Genomic DNA, 16,440 nt, shown 5'->3' on the forward strand with positions numbered 1-16,440 from the left:
CGCGGCCCATCGTGGCAGGTCACGTGTGGTTCGGACGCCGCACTGTAAATCAGACGGCTTCGCCTTCGGGGGTTCGAATCCCTCACCTGCCACACCAGCGGAAACGCCCCGGTGACCTCGGTCACCGGGGCGTTTCCGCGTTATCCCGCCGCCTGGTAAGCGCAGGTCCAGAAGTGCCGGTGCAAGGCCGCAGCCCAGGGCGGTTTGGGAGAGCAGGATCCCGCGGAAGCCGGATGGATCGGCGTAGGCCGTGGTTCCCAGGCCCCCGTCCCAGCCGAATTGGCCCGGAGGCGCCAAGTCCCGCCGGTGCGTGCGCACGACCATGCCGAAGCCATACCCCCCTCGTGCTCGTCGGGAGTCGGTGGAGCTCCGAGGACGGGACCGAGAATCCGGTGTCCTTCATCCCCAGCGGCGCGCACAACCGCTCCCGCAGGAACGCTTCGAACGACTGCCCGGCCACCCTCGAAACCAGCACCCCCAGCGCATCCGAGCTGAGGCGGTACTGCCACCGCTCACCCGGCTGGTACATCAACGGCACCGAACCCAGCCGCTTCAGCCACTCATCCTGGTCCAGCGTCGGCCACGCCGCGGTCCCGTCGCTGGTCACCGACAGCTCGTGCAGCGCGTTCTGGATCGGGTACGTGCCCGGCGCCAGCACTCCTCCACCGGGATCATCGTCGCCGCCGCGGTGAGCGGTTTGCTCAGCGCTCAGTACGTCCCGTATCCGCTGAAGCCCCGATTCCCGAGGTCTGCGAACGCTGTACGCATCAGAGAACGGCGCACGCGAGAAAGATCTTGGAAAAACTTCGAACCGGCTCCGGCGCACCCCCGTGTTGCCGGGTGTCGGTCACCGCGGCACGGGCGGGACCTTCCGACCAGCGAAGGAGTAAGTCCCATGGCACGCAAGCGAATCGTTCTCTCGGCTACGGCCGCGGCGCTCGGCATGGCCGTGCTGGGCGCCTGTGGGCAGGGAGCCGCACAGGGCGGGGCGGCGGCGCCGGTAGCCGACGAGCAGGCCGTGGTCGCCCCCGCCGCGCAGCAGGCCGCGCCCACCGTCAAGCTGGCCGCCACCGAGATCGACGGTCTCGGCCAGGTGCTCACCGAACAGGGCGGCAAAACCCTCTACCGGTTCGACAAGGACACCGCGAGTCCGCCGAAGTCCAACTGCGAAGGCGACTGCGCGAAGGCTTGGCCCCCACTACTGGCCGGCGACGGCGCCACTCCCGAACTGTCCGGTGTGGACGCTTCGGTGGTCGGCGAGGTGGCCAGGGCGGACGGCACCAAGCAGGTCACGGTCAAGGGCTGGCCGGTCTACACCTACGCCAAGGACACCGCGGCGGGCGAGGTCAAGGGCCAGGCCGTCGGCGGCACCTGGTACGCGGTGAACCCCCAGGGCGGCAAGGCGGTCAAGGCCGAGGAGCAGCCCCAGCAACAGCAGCAGGCCGCGGTGAAGCTGACCGCCGCCGAGGTCGAGGGCGTCGGCCGCGTGCTCACCGAGCAGAACGGCCTGACCCTCTACCTGTTCAGCAAAGACAGCAAGAAGCCGCCGAAGTCGGTCTGCAACGACGACTGCGCCACCACCTGGCCGCCGCTGCTCGCCAACGGTGACCCCGAACTGTCCGGTGTGGACGCGAAACTGGTCGGCAAGGTGAAGCGCGACGACGGCACCGAGCAGGTCACCGTCGGCGGCTGGCCGGTCTACACCTACGCCAAGGACACCGCCGCCGGGCAGGCGAACGGGCACGGCGTCGGCGGCACCTGGTACGCGATGATGCCGGAGGGCTGCAAGTCCGAAGCCCCGTTCGTCGCCCAGCAGAGCAAGCAGGAGAAGAAGTCCGAACCCGCCCCGGCCGGGTCGGCCTCGGACAGCGGCGGCAATGGCTACTGAGCCAGCGCGGAACCGGCCTGGCCATTCCCGGAATGGCCAGGCTTTTTCCTGTCCGGCACCGGATCCCGTGCTGCGGCGGGCGATCGAACGGGTGCGCGAGGAACGCCGCCGCGGTCACCGGCGGAGACGGTTCGCCGGACTGGTCGCCGCCGTGGTGCTGGCCGGCGGAGCGCTCGCCGGCGGCCTGCTGATCGGCCAGCCGGAGTTCACCGACCCGATCCTGAGCGCGGCTTCCGGCGACGGCGTGCACCTGACCGCCCGCCTCGCACCCGCGTCCGGCTGGACCCGGTTCGACGTGGAGGTCGCCGGGGTCGCCTGGGGTGAGCACTGCCGGCTGGTGGTCACCGACACCGCGGGCGCCGAGCACGAAGCGGGCAGCTGGGCGGCTTCGGAGAAGGCCACGCGGTTCGGCGGTTCGGTGCTGGTGCCGATGAACGAGGTGCGCGCGATCAGCGTGCGCGGGCACGGCGACCGCGAACTGGTGCGGGCGGTGCCTAGTTGACCCCGTGCATCGCGAAGCTGACGAACGCCTCGATCACCCGCTCGCGTTCGGCCGGGGTCAGCCCACCGCGCACCCCGGTCAGGATCGCCGAGATGATCAGCGACAGCAGGCCCTCACCGGCGATCTCGGTGTCCAGATCGGACTTCAGGAAGCCGCGGCGGACCCCGTTCGCGAGGAACGCGGAGGCGGTGGCGCCGAAGGTCCGGACCAACCGGAGCAGCCGCTGCAGCGAGGCGTCGTCGATGGCGGGCGCGTCGAGCAGGATGAACTGGACCAGCTCCGGCTCGCGGTCGACCAGGTCGAACACTCTGGTCAGAATGGTGCGGAACTGCGCGGCGAGTTCGTCCGCGGTGGACGCGTCGTCGGGCTCGTCGGTGCCGACCACCGCGTTCAGGATGAAGTCGACCCCGGTGTCGAGCACGTCGTCGAGGATGTGCCGCTTGTTGTCGAAGTAGTTGTAGAAGGTGCCGTGGCTGACGCCGGCTTCCTTGACGATGTCGGAAACCCCGGTGTTGCGATAGCCCTGTGAAGAGAAGACGTGGTGCGCGGCGCGAACCAGCTGGACCCGCCGCTCTGCCGTACGGTTGCGCACGGACGCTCCTATCACTTACTCACCCCGTGAACGGCGAACCCGACGAGGGTGTCGATGTACCGCACGCGTTTTTCTTCCGTCGCCTCACCGCGCAACGCCAGCAGGAACCCCGGCACGATCAGCGCGTTCAACCCGTGCGCGACCGCCGCGGTGTCGAGGTTCGAACGCAACCACCCCGCGCGCACACCGTGTTCCAGATAGGACGCCATCAGCGCGGACAGCGTCGCCTCCAGGCCGAGCAGCCGCGCCTTCAGCTCCGCGTCGATCGCCGCCGCCTCCACCAGCACCAGCTTGAGCAGGTCCGGTTCCTCGTCGATCAGCGTGAACAACCGCCGGGCGATCGCGCGCAGCTGCGCGGTGAACTCCTCGGCGTCACGCGGTTTCTCGCGCGTGGCCGCGGCGCGCACGGTGGTGATCAGCCGCTCCACGCAGTGGTCGAGCACGTGGTCGAGCAGCTCGCGCTTGCTCTCGAAGTAGCGGTAGACGGTGCCCTGGCCGACCTTCGCGTGCTTGGCCACTTCGGAGATGTTCGCGGCTTCGTACCCGCGTTCGGTGAAGATGACGCACGCGGCGTCGACGATCTGCCTGCGGCGCCGCTCGGCCAGGCCCTTCTCCGGCGGCCTGCCCCGGCGAGCGCGGGGCGTCGCCGGCGAAGACGTGGACGCGGATTCCATCCTGCTCAGCTTACGGGACCTGAACTTCCGTGTACGGCTCAGCTCTGCATTAGTCCAAACGATTACGCACCGCCACCTCGGGTTCTACGGAGCGCGCCGCTGGATTCGGCCGCGTGTTAACCACGGACGGCCGCGCCGTATTCTGGCGCCCGGTATTCGTGATTGGCGCCGGGCGATATGCGGAAAACGGTCGATTTCGCACGTACGGCACGCTATAAAGGCCGGTTACGCCCGGGGAGGGACGATGGCGAAGGCGCCACCGAGATCGCGGCTGGTGCGGGGGACCGCGCTGGGCAGGCTGGCCGCCGGGCAGGTGCTGCGGCAGGCGGGCGGCCGGGTGGCCGCGCTGGGCCGTTCGAGTGAAGAAAAGCGCAGGCTGCTCGATCGCCGGGCGCTCGCGGCGGCCGATCAGCTCGTTTCGGTGCTCGGCGGAATGAAGGGCGCCGCGATGAAGCTCGGGCAGCTCCTTTCCGTGCTCGATCTCGATCTGGTGCCCGAGTCGGTGCGCCCGGAATTCCGCGCGAAACTCGCGGTACTTCTGGCGCAGGCCCCGGCGGTGCCGTTTTCCGGAATGCGGAAGGTGATCGAGGGGGATTTGGGCGGGCCGATCGCCGAGGTGTTCGCCGAATTCGACGAGAATCCGGTCGCCGCGGCCTCGATCGGGCAGGTCTACCGCGCCCGGCTGGCCGACGGCCGCGAGGTCGCGGTGAAGGTGCAGTACCCCGGCATCGCCACCGCGGTGCGCGCGGACCTGAAGAACCTGGCGCTGTTCCTCCGGCTCGCGCCGAACATCTTCCCCGGGCTCGAAATGGACTCGCTGGCCGCGGAGATCCGGCTGCGCGTCGAGGAGGAATTGGACTATCGGCTGGAAGCGCGGACGCAGCACGAACTCGCCACGCGTTTCGCCGGGCACCCGTTCTTCGCGGTCCCGGATGCCATCGGGGAGGTCTGCGGGGAACGCGTGCTGGTCACCGAGTTCGTCGACGGCCTCGATTTCGATGCCATCGCCGAGCAGCCGCGGCCGGTGCGCGACCGGGTCGGGGAGATCATCTACCGCTTCTACTGCGGCTCGCTGTTCCACACCGGCGACTTCCCCGGCGACCCGCACCCCGGCAACGTGCTGCTGCAACCGGACGGGCGGGTGGCGTTCCTCGATTTCGGGCTGTTCAAGCGGATGAGCCCGGAAAGCCGGGAACTGGAACGGACGGTGCTCCGGGCCGCCGCCGACGGCGACGCCGAACAGGTGCACGCGCGCATGGCCGCCGCCGGCATCCTCGGCGAACCCGACCGGATCGAACCGGACGAGGTGCTCGCCTACATCGAAGACGCGGTCGGCTGGTACCTGGCCGACACCGAGATCGAAGCGACGCCCGAACTCGCCGCCGAGGCGATGATCAGCTCGATCGACCCGCGCTCGCCGCACTACCGGAAGATGCGCTGGCAGACCCTGCCGCCGGAACACCTCTTCGCGCGCCGGGCGGAGCTGTACGCGTTCGGCCTGCTCGGCAGGTTGCGGGCGCGGGGCAACTGGCACCGCATCGCACGGGAGTGGCTACACGGCGAGGCGCCGGTGACCGAGCTCGGTCGGGTGGACGCGAAGTGGCGGGCCGCTCAGGAACCCGGACTCGGCACCTGACCCCCGGCGGCGGTGGAGTGCCTGGGTGCCTGGGTGTCTGTGCGGCGGGTGGTTGGTGGCTGTGTGGTGAGGGATCGGTGATCGAGTTGGGTCGGGTGGAGGTGAGGTGGCGGGCTGCTCGGGAACCTGGGGTCGGCGCCTGACACCCGGCGGCGACGTGGCGGGATGGCTGGTGTCTGGGTGGCTGTGCGGTGTGGGATCGGTGACCGCGTTGGGCGGGGTGGAGGTGAGGTGGCGGGCTGGTCGGGAACCTGGGCTCGGCGCTCGGCGCTCGGCGGCTGGCGCCCGGCGGCTGGGTGTCTGTGCGTCGGGGTGGCTGGTGGCTGAGCGGTGAGGGATCGGCGGTCGAATTGGGTCGGGTGGGTGCGGGGTGGCGGGCTGGTCGGGAACCTGGGTTCGGCGGCTGACGTCCGGCGGCGGGGTGGTCGGGCGGCTGGCGCCCGAGCGTCTTTTGCGACGCGGAGCAGCGGTGCTCAGGAACCCAGGTAGCGCAGCACCGCGAGCACCCGGCGGCTGTACCCGCTGGTGCGCGAGAGGTCCAGCTTGTCGAAAATCGCGTTGGCGTGCTTTTCCACCGCGCTCAGCGAGACGTAGAGCTGACCGGCGATTCCCACGTTCGTGTGCCCCTGCGCCATCAGGTCGAGCACCTTGCGTTCGCGCGCGGTCAGCTTGCCGAGCGGATCGGTGTGCGTGGTCCTGGCGAGCAGTCGCCGCACCACCTCGGGGTCGAAGGCGGCGCCGCCCGCACCGACCCTGGCGAGCGCGTCCAGGAACTCGCCCACCTGCGCCACACGATCCTTGAGCAGGTAACCGACCCGGCCACCGTCGTCGGTGATCAGTTCGGTGGCGTAACGCTTTTCGACGTACTGGGACAGCACGAGAACGCCGGTTTCCGGGAACCGCGAGCGGATCTCCAGCGCCGCGCGCAGGCCTTCGTCGGTGTGCGACGGTGGCATCCGGACGTCGGTGACGATCACGTCCGGGCGGTGGGCGGCGGTGGCGGACAGCAGCGCGTCGGCGTCCCCGACCGCGGCCAGCACCTCGTGCCCCTCCTCGGCGAGCAGCCGGACCAGCCCTTCCCGCAGCAGGGTGCTGTCCTCGGCGAGCACTACGCGCACGGCAGTGCCGCGGTGATCGTGGTCGGACCGCCGACCGGACTGTCTACAGTGAACTCCCCATCCGCGGCGGCGACCCGGCGCGCGAGGCCGGAGAGCCCACCGCCCTGGCGCGCCCCGCCGACGCCGTCATCGCTGATCCGCACGACGATCATGGTGCCGGTCCGCCGCACCGACACGTCGATCCGGGTGGCCGACGCGTGCTTCATCGCGTTGGTGACCGCCTCGGACACCACGAAGTAGGCGACCGTCTCCAGCGCCGGCGGCGGCCGCGAAGCGAGCCGGAAGTCGAGGTGGACCGGCACGCCCGCGCTTTCCGCGACGGCCTCCAGCGCCGGGTGCAACCCGCCGTCGTCGAGCGCGGTCGGGTACACCCGCCAGGTCACTTCCCGCAGGTCACGAAGGGCCTGCTGGGATTCCTCGTGTGCCTGGCGCACGAGGTCCGCCGCGTGCGCGGCATCCCCGGCGCGGCGGGCGCGCCCGAGCAGCATGCCGAGCGCCACCAGCCGCTGCTGCACCCCGTCGTGCAGATCGCGTTCGATGCGGCGGCGTTCGTCGTTGACCGCCTCGACCACCTCGGCCCGGCTGATCGACAGCTCGGACACCCGGCGGCGCAACTGTTCCTGCTTGCTCGGCCCGAAGAACCGGCCGGCCAGCAGCAGGTCCACCTTGGCCACCCCGATCAGCCCCTGCACGGCGAGGAAGGCGAGCAGCAGGCCGAGCACCACGATGGTGATCCCGTCGTACCAGTCGGCGGGCTCGTCCCCGCCGCCGACGCGGCCACCGGTGAAGACCTGGCCGATCATGATCGCCACCGACGTGCTGCCGTAGAAGATCAGCATGAAGACCGAGAAGCCGACCGCGCCGGTGAGGCAGCGCAGCGCCAGGTAGAGCACCGCACGGTCGCCGGTGTAGTCGTCGCCGTTCTCCGCGGCGAACCACCGGGCCAGGCGACGCCGCTCGACCTCGGCCAGCGCCCGCGCCCCGCGGTAGACCCCGGCACGCGCGGGCGGCAGCGCGAGTGCCAAGGTGCCGAAGAACAGGTAGATCATTTCGGCGAACGAGGTGAGCGCGCCGAGCAGCAGCCCGGCGGTACCCCGCCTGGCGGTGCGTGCCCATCTCATGTCCACCCTGGTGAGGCTAATCGGCTGGTGACCCGGGCGAACTGCGGTTTCCCGCAGGTTCGCCCTGGGGTACTCGGGTGGATATGGGACGCCTCACCGCATGGTCCGGAACTCAAGCGGTTCGTAGCTTCGTTGGCAGGTGCAGACGACCATGAAAGGCCGCCGATGATCACGCAACTCGCCCAGCAAGCCCCGGAGATGGGAGGGCTCGCCGGTTGGGCGGTGAGTCTGATGGACACGCTCGGAGGGGTGGGCGCGGCCGTGATCGTCGGCCTCGACAACCTCTTCCCGCCGATCCCCAGCGAATTGGTGCTCCCGCTGGCCGGTTTCTCCGCCAGCCAGGGCACGTTCAGCCTGGCCGAGGCGCTGATCTGGACCACACTCGGCTCGGTCGCCGGCGCGGTGATCGTCTACTACCTGGGCGCGCTGCTCGGCCGCGACCGCTGCCGCGCGCTGATCTGCAAGGTCCCGCTGGTCAAGGGCTCCGACTTCGACAAGACCGAGCAGTGGTTCGCCAAGCACGGCACCAAGGCGGTCTTCTTCGGCCGGATGATCCCGCTGTTCCGCAGCATGATCTCGCTACCGGCCGGGATCGAGAAGATGCCGGTCTGGAAGTTCCTCTCGCTGACCACCCTGGGCAGCCTGATCTGGAACACCATCTTCGTGGTGGCCGGCTACATCCTCGGCGCCAACTGGCACGTGATGGAGGAGTACGCGGGCATCTTCCAGAAGGTGGTCATCGGCCTGGTCGTGCTGGCCGTGGTGGTCTTCGTGGTCAAGCGGCTGAAGAACCGGAACAAGGACGAGGACGCCGAGGAGGAAGAGGAAGCCGACGACCGCCCCACCCGCATGCTCTCCGTGTCGGAGATGACCGGCGGGCGGGGCCGCTTCGTCGGCGACCTGCACTCGGGAGACCAGCGTGACCGCAGGTGAGTGCGGGGGCCGCGCGGGTCCCCGCACCCTCCCGACTGGCTCAGGCGGCCTGGGTGACCGGTGCCGCCGCCGGGGTCAGCGCCAGCGCCAGCACCTCCCGCACCGAGGCCACCGGGTGCACGTCCAGTTCGGCGAGCACCTCGGCGGGCACGTCGTCGAGGTCCGGCTCGTTGCGCTGCGGGATGATCACCGTCTTCATCCCGGCCCGGTGCGCGGCGAGCAGCTTCTGCTTCACCCCGCCGATCGGCAGCACGCGCCCGGTCAGCGAAACCTCACCGGTCATCGCCACGTCCGCCCGGACCACCCGGCCCGACAGCAGCGACGCCAGCGCGGTGGTCATGGTGACCCCGGCCGACGGCCCGTCCTTGGGCACCGCCCCGGCGGGCACGTGGATGTGGATCCCGCGTTCGGCCAGGTCACCGACCGGCAGTTCCAGCTCGGCACCCCGCGACCGCAGGTAGGACAGCGCGATCTGCGCCGACTCCTTCATCACGTCGCCCAGCTGCCCGGTCAGCGACAGCCCGGTGCCGCCGGTTTCCTTGTCCGACAGCGACGCCTCCACGTAGAGCACGTCACCACCGGCCCCGGTCACCGCCAGCCCGGTCGCCACCCCGGGGATCGAGGTGCGCTGGGTGGACGCGGGCAGCGAGGACTCCGGCAGGTGCCGCGGCCGCCCGAGATAGGTGTCCAGGTCGGCGGCGTCCACCGCGACCGGCAGCTCGACCTCGCCCAGCGCCACCTTCGTGGTGATCTTGCGCAGCACCTTCGCGATCGTCCGGTTCGCCGCGCGGACACCCGCTTCCCGGGTGTACTCGGCGGCGATCCGGCTGAGCGCCGCGTCGGTCAGCGTCACGTCGCCCGCGGCCAGCCCGGCCCGCTCCAGCTCACGCGGCAGCAGGTGGTCGCGGCCGATGGTGACCTTCTCGTGCTCGGTGTAGCCGTCGAGGGTGACCAGCTCCATCCGGTCCAGCAGCGGGCCGGGAATGGTCTCCAGCGCGTTGGCCGTGGCCAGGAACACCACGTCCGACAGGTCCAGCTCGACCTCGAGGTAGTGGTCGCGGAAGGTGTGGTTCTGCTCCGGGTCCAGCACCTCCAGCAGCGCCGCGGTCGGGTCGCCGCGGTAGTCGGCGCCCACCTTGTCGATCTCGTCGAGCAGCACCACCGGGTTCATCGAGCCGGCTTCCTTGATCGCCCGCACCACCCGGCCGGGCAGCGCGCCGACGTAGGTGCGCCGGTGCCCGCGGATCTCCGCCTCGTCCCGGATGCCGCCGAGCGCCACCCGGACGAACTTGCGGCCCATCGCCTTCGCGATCGACTCACCCAGCGAGGTCTTGCCGACCCCGGGAGGACCGGCGAGCGCCAGCACCGCGCCGGACCGCCGTCCGCCGACGACCGCACCGCTGTCCACCCGGCGCTTGCGCACGGCCAGGTACTCGATGATGCGTTCCTTCACGTCGTCCAGGCCGGCGTGATCGGTGTCGAGGATCTCCCGGGCGCCCGCGATGTCGTAGGCGTCCTCGGTGGTGGTGTTCCACGGCATCTCCAGCACCGTGTCCAGCCAGGTGCGGATCCAGCCGCCCTCCGGCGACTGCTCGGAGGTGCGCTCCAGCTTGTCGACCTCGGCCAGCGCGGCCTTCCGCACGTGCTCGGGCAGTTCGGCCGCCTCCACGCGGGAGCGGTAGTCGTCGTCCTCGCCGCTGCCGTCCAGCTCGCCGAGTTCCTTGCGGATCGCCTCCAGCTGGCGGCGCAGCAGGAACTCCTTCTGCTGCTTCTCCATGCCCTCGGCCACGTCCTTGCGGATCGTGTCGGTCACTTCCAGCTCGGCGAGGTGCTCGCGGGTCCACTCCAGCGCCTTTTCCAGGCGCGTGGTGACGTCGAGCGTGCGCAGCAGTTCGAGCTTCTGCTCGGTGTCCAGGTAGGGCGCGTTGCCCGCCAGGTCCGCCAGCGCCGACGGGTCCTCCAGCTCCTGCACCGCGTCCAGCATCTGCCAGACGCCGCGCTGCTGGAGCATGGACAGCACCACGGCCTTGTACTCACCGGCGAGCTGCTTGCCCTGCTCACCGGCGGGCAGTTCGGTGGCGATCTCGGCGTGGACCCAGCGGGCGGCGCCCGGCCCGTCGCCGGTCGCGCCCACGTGGGCCCGCCGGACACCGCGCAGGACCACGACGGCGTTGCCGCCGGGGATCCGGCCGATGCGCTCGACGGTGGCGACCGTGCCCATTTCGGCGTACTCACCGTCCACGCGCGGCACGATCAGCACCTCCGCCTTGGGGGCGGTCCGGATGCCGGGTCCGGTCGGACCCTGGGGCTTGGCCTGCGCGGACTCCACCGCGGCGCGCGTCTCGGCTTCGGTCAGGTCGAACGGCACGACCATGCCGGGCAGCACCACGTCGGAGTCGAGGGGGAGTACGGGCAGGAGCCGGGTGTCGGTCATCGAATGCTCCTTCTCAGTTGAGTCTGCTCAGCTCAACTTTCCGGAGCGCGGGTTTGTTTCCGCTGGCTGTTCGCCCGTAGCGAGCGTCACCGGGGAATAAATCCGCCTACGGCTTCTCCGCGACGAAGCACCAGGCGAACGGCCTCGCCTTGGCCTCGCGGGCGGTCAGCGACCGGTCCGGGCGCCAGTCGGGGAGGTGCGTGATGCCCGGCTCCAGCAGCGTCCAGTCCGCGATCCAGTGCTCGATCTCCTCGCGGTCGCGCAGCCACACCGGGTTCTGCGTGTTCCGGTACTGCGCGGCGAAGTTCCGCACGCCGTCGGCCTCGGCGCCGGTGGTGCCGCCGACCGACATCTGCGACAGCGCCAGCCAGCTGCCCGGCGCCAGCTTGTCGCGGTAGGTCCGCACCAGGCCGTCCGGGTCGTCGTCGGGGCCGACGAAGTGCAGCACGGCCATCATCAGCAGGCAGACCGGCTGGTCGAAGTCGATCAGCCGCTGGGTGGTCTCGTGGTTGAAGATCGCCTTCGGGTTGCGCAGGTCCTCCTGGACGTGGCCGGCCCAGCCGGTGGCGCCCTGCCGTTCGAGGATGAGCGTGGCGTGCGCGGTGGCCACGGCCTCGTAGTCCACGTAGACCACCGTCGCCCGCTCGTCCTCGCCCAGCTCCTCGCGGATCACCTCGTGCACGTTGCCCGCGGTCGGCACGCCGGACCCGAGGTCGAGGAACTGCCGGATGCCCGCGTCCAGCGCCGCCCGCACCGCGCGGTTCATGAACTCGCGGTTGTGCTTGGCGCCCGGCTTCACGTGCGGCCACTGCTCTTCCAGCCGCTTGCCGAACTCCCGGTCCACCGCCCAGTTCTGCGTGCCGCCGAGGTACCAGTCGTAGACCCGGGCCGACGACGGCTTCTCGGTGTCCACCCCGGCCGGGGCTTCGGGCGCGGAATCGGTGCTCTCGGTCAACGGGATCTCCGGGCGGTGAGGCGAACTGCGTTCAACAGTTCTATCGCACCCCGGGCCGCCGGTACCAGTAGGTCCACATCGGGCGGTAACCCTGCGCGTACCAGAACGGCGTCGAACGCGGGTTCGCCAGCGCGTGGTGCAGCAGCGCGTGGCTCACGCCCTCGGTGTCGAAGACCTGGTGCGCGTGCGCGGCCAGCGCCGTGCCGACGCCCGTGCTGCGGGCCTGCTCGGCGACGTTCAGCGAGGTCAGGTAGCCGATCTTCGGGCGGGCGGTCTGGTCGATGTAAATCTTCGCCCAGTCCGAGGACGGCGGCAGCTGCACGCGGGCGACACCGAGCGCCTTGCCGTACACCTCGGCGATCCACAGCGGCGGCTCGTCGTGCGCGAGCACCTCCTCCACCTCGGCGGTCAGCGCGCGTTCGGTGCTCTCGCGCACGGTCGCGACGCCGAACTGCGCGTCGTAGTGCTGGAGCTCCAGCAGCAGTTCGACCACGTTCGCGAGGTCACCGCGGGTGGCCGTGCGCACGGCGACGCCCGGCGTCTGGCGAGGACCGCGACCGTGGCGTTCGGCGGGCCGGACCGCGACCACGCGCACCGGCGCGAAGCCGTGCCGCAGCAGTTCACCGGCGCCGGTCGAGTCGCGGCTGGGGCGGATGACCACGGCGGCGGTCTCCCAGTCCCCGCGGGCGGTGCCGGACTCGGCCAGCCGCTCCTGCCACTTCTCCAGCAGCAGGCCGAGCGCGGTGCCCGGGTCGGGACCGGCCAAGCGCAGGTCCAGCCGGTGCTCGACGAGCGCGCGCCACTGCGCGCCGGGAGCGTCGGCCGGGGTCTTCTCGCAGGAGAGCACGCCGAGGCCGGCCGAGCCGTTCGCCTCGGCGGTGAGCACCGAGCCGGTGTCCTCCGGCAGGTCGCCGGGCGCGGGCAGGAGCGGGTCGATGGCCTTGAGCCGAGCTGCGTGCTCGTCGGCGATGGCGGAAAAATTTGTGAGGTCCACGTCACACATTCAAGTCCCCGGCGTCTTCAGAGAGACACCCGGCCCACCGCGCCGCCGGACCCGAATACCACTCGCGTTTCACCCCGGTGGTTCCCCCAGGTCCACGCGGTTGGCTAGGAGTTAACCCTTAGCTGATCCCATAATGGTCGGAACGAGGCTCAAATACCCCCTCCGGGGTACAGTGAGCCCGCGTTCGCGATCAGGCCGTAAGGAGGTTGCATGCCGGACTCAGGCGGCAGAACCGCTACCGCCGGCCCGGTGCCCTCGGCAGCCGCGGACGAGGCGGCGGTGGACGAACGCCGGTTCCGCGTCTACACCGCCACGGTGCTCACCGTCGGCCTGGTCACCGCCGCGGTGGTCAGCTGGTGGCTGCCCTTCGAGGGCTCGGCGATGCTCTGGTGGATCACCCCGGTGCTCGCGCTGGCCTTCCTGCTCGCCGAACAGCTCGGCATCAACGTCGACGTCCGCAGCGGCATCTCGTGGACCATCTCCTTCACCGAGATCCCGCTGGTCATCGGCTTCTTCATCGCACCGTTCGAAGTGGTGCTGGTGGCGCACCTGATCGCCGGGGTCGGCACGCTGCTGGCTCGCAAGGTACGCGGTCGCGTGCTGTACAACGCCGGCGCGTTCCTGCTGGAGATCACCGGTGCCTTCGCGGTGGCCGGGCTGGTCAAGTTCGCCGTCGGCGGTCCCGGCATGCCGTGGGTGGCCGCGCTCGCCGGCACGCTGACCGCGCCGCTGGTCAGCACCCTGCTCGCGCTCGCCGCCGTCCGCGTGCTGCGCCGCCGGATGCGGGTCAGCACCGCGCTGCGGCTGACCGGCCGGATCCTGGTCGTCGGCTTCGTCAACGCCTCGGTCGGCCTGTCCGGCTACCTGGTGATCTTCCACGTCCCCGAGGCCTGGCCGCTGGTGCTCGCCGTGTTCCTCGGCCTCACCGCGCTCTACTGGGCCTACTCCGACCTGCTGCGCGAGCAGCGCGACATGGAGGCGCTGTCCGACGTGAGCCTGATGGTCGCGCGGTCCGGTCAGCAGGCGGCCGCCCGCCCGGCGAGCCGTGCCGACGACTTCGGCCGCGGCGTGGACGTCGTCGAATGGGGCGCGATCGCCGAACGCATCAAGGACCAGCTCGCCGCCGGCCGCGTGGTGCTGCGGCTGCGGCTCGAGCCCACCGACGCCATGCGCGCGGTCGTCTCGGGCGATCCTTTGCCCGCGGAAGACACCACCGCCGACGACCCGCTGGTGCGCCTGCCCGGCGCGCACGTCCGCCACTTCCGGCTCACCGAAGCCAATCCCGAGGTGCGCGGTGCCCTGCTCGACCGCGGTGCGCAGGAAGCGCTCGTGGTGCCGTTGCGCAGCGCGAACCAGCTCCTCGGCATCATCGAGGCGCACGACCGGCTGTCCCGCTGGCGCGGGTTCGGCAAGTCCGACGTGCAGCTGCTCGGCACCATGGCCAGCCACCTGGCCACCGCGCTGGACAACCGCCGCCTGCTGGCCACCCTGCGCCACGACGCCTACCACGACCCGCTCACCGGCTTGCTGAACCGGCCCGGCTTCCGCCAGGTGGCGCGCGAGCCGCTGCGCGAACGCCTCGGCTCGGTGGTGCTCCGGATCGAGCTCGACGTGTTCTCCACGGTCAGCGACGCGCTCGGGTACGCCTGGGCCGACCGCATGGTCATCGCGGCGGGCCGTCGCATCCGCGACACCCTCGGCAGCGATGTCCCGCTCGCCCGGCTGGAAGGCGCCTCGTTCGCCGCGCTGATCGTCGAGCGCACGCCGGAGCAGGCGCACGAGATCGCCGAATGCCTGCGTGCCGAACTGTCCGCGCCCTACCCGGTCGACCGGCTGACCGTCGAGGCCAACGCCAAGGTCGGGTACGCCTCGCCGACGCCGGAGGAGGAGAGTGCGGACGCGGTCGACGTGGACGCCCTGCTCCAACGCGCCGACGTCGCGGTGCGCGCTACGCGCGGCGGTGAAGAGGTCCGCGGCTACGTGCCGAGCATGGGCCAGATATTCATGCGCCGGTTCCAGATGGTCACGCAGTTCCGGCAGTCCGTGGAGGACGGCCAGGTCAGCGTGCACTACCAGCCCAAGGTGACGCTGCCGAACCGGCACGTGCAGGGCGTGGAGGCGCTGGTCCGCTGGGTGCACCCGGAGTTCGGCAAGCTCGACCCGGACGAGTTCGTGCCGGCGGTCGAGGCGGCCGGCCTGATCGGCGTGCTCACCGAGTTCGTGCTGGAGCAGTCGCTGCGGCGGGTGCGCAAGTGGCTGGACGAGGGCCTGCGGATCTCCGCGGCGGTCAACCTGAGCGTGCGGAACCTGGCCGACGAGGAGTTCCCGCGCAAGGTGGTCGAGGCGCTGGAGCGCTTCGAGGTGCCGCCGGAGCTGCTCACCTTCGAACTGACCGAGTCCGGCGTGATGTCCGACCCGCAGAAGGCGCTGCCGATCCTGCGCGAGCTGCACTCGCTGGGCATCGTGCTGGCCGTGGACGACTTCGGCACCGGGTACTCGTCGCTGGCCTACCTGCGGCAGCTGCCGGTCGACCAGGTGAAGATCGACAAGAGCTTCGTGCTCGGCATGGGCACCGATCTGGGCGATCTCGCGGTGGTCCGGTCCATCGTCGAACTCGGGCACTCGCTCGGCCTGACCGTGGTCGCCGAGGGCGTGGAGGACGACGTGGCGCGCGACCAGCTGGAGGCGATGGGCTGTGACGTGGCCCAGGGCTACCTGATCTCGCGCCCGCTCGCCGAGGACCGGCTGGAGGCGTGGCTGCTGGCCCGCACCGCGCGCTCGCCCGGACGGCACACCGAGACCGTGCTGACCCTGCTGACCTGAGGTTTTGCCAAAAGGGACCCCCCGCTCAGGGGCCCGGGAGGGCCTTGGTAATCTTTTCGAGCAAGAACAGAGCAGGCCCCTTTAGCTCAGTCGGCAGAGCGTCTCCATGGTAAGGAGAAGGTCTACGGTTCGATTCCGTAAAGGGGCTCGGTGACCTGCGCCGCGATGCGTAAGCGCGCATCGCGGCAACGGTCATGTGCGGCGGTGTAGCTCAGTTGGCAGAGCAAGCGGCTCATAATCGCTGTGTCGCCGGTTCAAGTCCGGCCACCGCTACGCGGGCTGGGTGGGCTGTGTTTGCGAACTGCGCAAACCCTGCCGCTTCGCCGTTTGACCCGGGGGTCGACCCCCCGGACCCCCGCCAGGGGGCGAGCCCCCTGGACCCCCGGTGGTTGCGCGCATGCACGCAACTCTCGTTGCCGGGACATTTTTCTGTGTAGAGAGAGGCTAGTGCCGTGGCTGCGACCGACGTGCGACCCAAGATCACGCTGGCGTGCGAAGAGTGCAAGCACCGCAACTACATCACCAAGAAGAACCGGCGCAACAACCCGGACCGCTTGGAGATGAAGAAGTTCTGCCCGAACTGCGGTACGCACCGGACCCACAAGGAGACCCGCTGAGCGCTCGGCGCTCGCGCGTTCCACACGACCTTCCCAGGCCGTCCCCGTTTATCGGGGGCGGCCTGTTGGCGTTGAACGGTGAATAACCAACACGTATGTCGTAGTTGGCAAGTTACCGACTAAAGTCGGTACCACTTTCGGGTG

Annotated in this window: 13 protein-coding genes, 2 tRNA genes and 1 pseudogene; 8 read left to right on the top strand and 8 right to left on the bottom strand. The window is 70.4% G+C overall.

Annotation, left to right across the window (positions count from 1 at the left end):
• Positions 1-121: 121 nt before the first annotated feature.
• Positions 122-826, bottom strand: coding sequence for a serine hydrolase domain-containing protein (locus JYK18_RS48300; RefSeq protein WP_374195018.1), 705 nt, complete (start codon positions 824-826; stop codon positions 122-124).
• Between the two features lie 69 nt (positions 827-895).
• Here JYK18_RS48300 and JYK18_RS15220 point away from each other — a divergent pair, with 69 nt between their 5' ends.
• Together JYK18_RS15220 and JYK18_RS15225 are read left to right on the top strand one after the other, a co-directional pair.
• Positions 896-1,888 carry a hypothetical protein gene (locus tag JYK18_RS15220; protein ID WP_206802698.1) on the top strand — a complete coding sequence of 331 codons (993 nt, stop codon included), beginning with the start codon at positions 896-898 and terminating at the stop codon, positions 1,886-1,888.
• A gap of 67 nt (positions 1,889-1,955) precedes the next feature.
• On the top strand, positions 1,956-2,390 hold the full coding sequence (locus JYK18_RS15225; protein ID WP_206802699.1) for a hypothetical protein: 435 nt from the start codon (positions 1,956-1,958) through the stop codon (positions 2,388-2,390).
• On the opposite strand, the gene JYK18_RS15230 is transcribed toward JYK18_RS15225, so the two are convergent.
• Both JYK18_RS15230 and JYK18_RS15235 read right to left on the bottom strand, forming a co-directional pair.
• A complete protein-coding gene (locus tag JYK18_RS15230; RefSeq protein ID WP_206802700.1) occupies positions 2,383-2,982 on the bottom strand; it encodes a TetR/AcrR family transcriptional regulator in 600 nt (199 codons plus the stop codon). The genes JYK18_RS15225 and JYK18_RS15230 overlap by 8 nt on opposite strands.
• An 11-nt stretch (positions 2,983-2,993) precedes the next feature.
• Positions 2,994-3,656 carry a TetR/AcrR family transcriptional regulator gene (locus JYK18_RS15235; RefSeq protein ID WP_206802701.1) on the bottom strand — a complete coding sequence of 221 codons (663 nt, stop codon included), beginning with the start codon at positions 3,654-3,656 and terminating at the stop codon, positions 2,994-2,996.
• A 244-nt stretch (positions 3,657-3,900) separates the two neighbouring features.
• Here JYK18_RS15235 and JYK18_RS15240 point away from each other — a divergent pair, with 244 nt between their 5' ends.
• Positions 3,901-5,292: an AarF/ABC1/UbiB kinase family protein gene (locus JYK18_RS15240; protein ID WP_206802702.1), complete on the top strand. Its 1,392-nt coding sequence runs from the start codon at positions 3,901-3,903 to the stop codon at positions 5,290-5,292.
• A gap of 473 nt (positions 5,293-5,765) precedes the next feature.
• Here JYK18_RS15240 and JYK18_RS15245 read toward each other — a convergent pair whose 3' ends face one another.
• Positions 5,766-6,410 (bottom strand): response regulator transcription factor, encoded by a 645-nt coding sequence (locus JYK18_RS15245; protein WP_206802703.1) that lies wholly within the window; start codon positions 6,408-6,410, stop codon positions 5,766-5,768.
• Positions 6,401-7,531 (bottom strand): histidine kinase, encoded by a 1,131-nt coding sequence (locus tag JYK18_RS15250; protein ID WP_206804246.1) that lies wholly within the window; start codon positions 7,529-7,531, stop codon positions 6,401-6,403. The genes JYK18_RS15245 and JYK18_RS15250 overlap by 10 nt, the downstream gene beginning before the upstream one ends.
• Before the next feature lie 165 nt (positions 7,532-7,696).
• Here JYK18_RS15250 and JYK18_RS15255 point away from each other — a divergent pair.
• Positions 7,697-8,326 (top strand): annotated as a pseudogene (locus JYK18_RS15255) (DedA family protein); the annotation flags it as partial.
• Positions 8,327-8,504: 178 nt separating this feature from the next.
• On the opposite strand, the gene lon reads toward JYK18_RS15255, so the two are convergent.
• The 3 genes from lon to JYK18_RS15270 form a co-directional block, all read right to left on the bottom strand.
• Positions 8,505-10,898, bottom strand: coding sequence for an endopeptidase La (gene lon / locus JYK18_RS15260; protein ID WP_206802705.1), 2,394 nt, complete (start codon positions 10,896-10,898; stop codon positions 8,505-8,507).
• Positions 10,899-11,004: 106 nt separating this feature from the next.
• On the bottom strand, positions 11,005-11,853 hold the full coding sequence (locus tag JYK18_RS15265; protein ID WP_206802706.1) for an SAM-dependent methyltransferase: 849 nt from the start codon (positions 11,851-11,853) through the stop codon (positions 11,005-11,007).
• Between the two features lie 40 nt (positions 11,854-11,893).
• The gene (locus JYK18_RS15270; RefSeq protein WP_307795915.1) at positions 11,894-12,847 is read right to left on the bottom strand and encodes a GNAT family N-acetyltransferase; all 954 of its coding nucleotides are present in this window, start codon (positions 12,845-12,847) and stop codon (positions 11,894-11,896) included.
• Positions 12,848-13,066: 219 nt separating this feature from the next.
• On the opposite strand from JYK18_RS15270, the gene JYK18_RS15275 reads away from it, so the two are divergent.
• From JYK18_RS15275 to rpmG, 4 genes are all read left to right on the top strand, one after another.
• A complete protein-coding gene (locus JYK18_RS15275; RefSeq protein WP_206802708.1) occupies positions 13,067-15,679 on the top strand; it encodes a bifunctional diguanylate cyclase/phosphodiesterase in 2,613 nt (870 codons plus the stop codon).
• Between the two features lie 75 nt (positions 15,680-15,754).
• Positions 15,755-15,827: transfer RNA gene (locus JYK18_RS15280), tRNA-Thr, on the top strand.
• A 52-nt stretch (positions 15,828-15,879) separates the two neighbouring features.
• Positions 15,880-15,952: transfer RNA gene (locus JYK18_RS15285), tRNA-Met, on the top strand.
• Positions 15,953-16,131: 179 nt separating this feature from the next.
• Positions 16,132-16,296 (top strand): 50S ribosomal protein L33, encoded by a 165-nt coding sequence (rpmG, locus tag JYK18_RS15290; protein ID WP_005152047.1) that lies wholly within the window; start codon positions 16,132-16,134, stop codon positions 16,294-16,296.
• Positions 16,297-16,440 lie beyond the last annotated feature (144 nt).

Source organism: Amycolatopsis sp. 195334CR (assembly GCF_017309385.1).
Classification (GTDB): Bacteria; Actinomycetota; Actinomycetes; order Mycobacteriales; family Pseudonocardiaceae; genus Amycolatopsis.

Bases quoted from the DNA above. Each gene is read 5' to 3' on its own strand.
- JYK18_RS15220 (WP_206802698.1), top strand. From the start codon at position 896: ATGGCACGCAAGCGAATCGTTCTCTCGGCTACGGCCGCGGCGCTCGGC.
- JYK18_RS15235 (WP_206802701.1), bottom strand. From the start codon at position 3,656: ATGGAATCCGCGTCCACGTCTTCGCCGGCGACGCCCCGCGCTCGCCGG.
- JYK18_RS15240 (WP_206802702.1), top strand. From the start codon at position 3,901: ATGGCGAAGGCGCCACCGAGATCGCGGCTGGTGCGGGGGACCGCGCTG.
- JYK18_RS15250 (WP_206804246.1), bottom strand. From the start codon at position 7,531: ATGAGATGGGCACGCACCGCCAGGCGGGGTACCGCCGGGCTGCTGCTC.
- lon (WP_206802705.1), bottom strand. From the start codon at position 10,898: ATGACCGACACCCGGCTCCTGCCCGTACTCCCCCTCGACTCCGACGTG.
- JYK18_RS15275 (WP_206802708.1), top strand. From the start codon at position 13,067: ATGCCGGACTCAGGCGGCAGAACCGCTACCGCCGGCCCGGTGCCCTCG.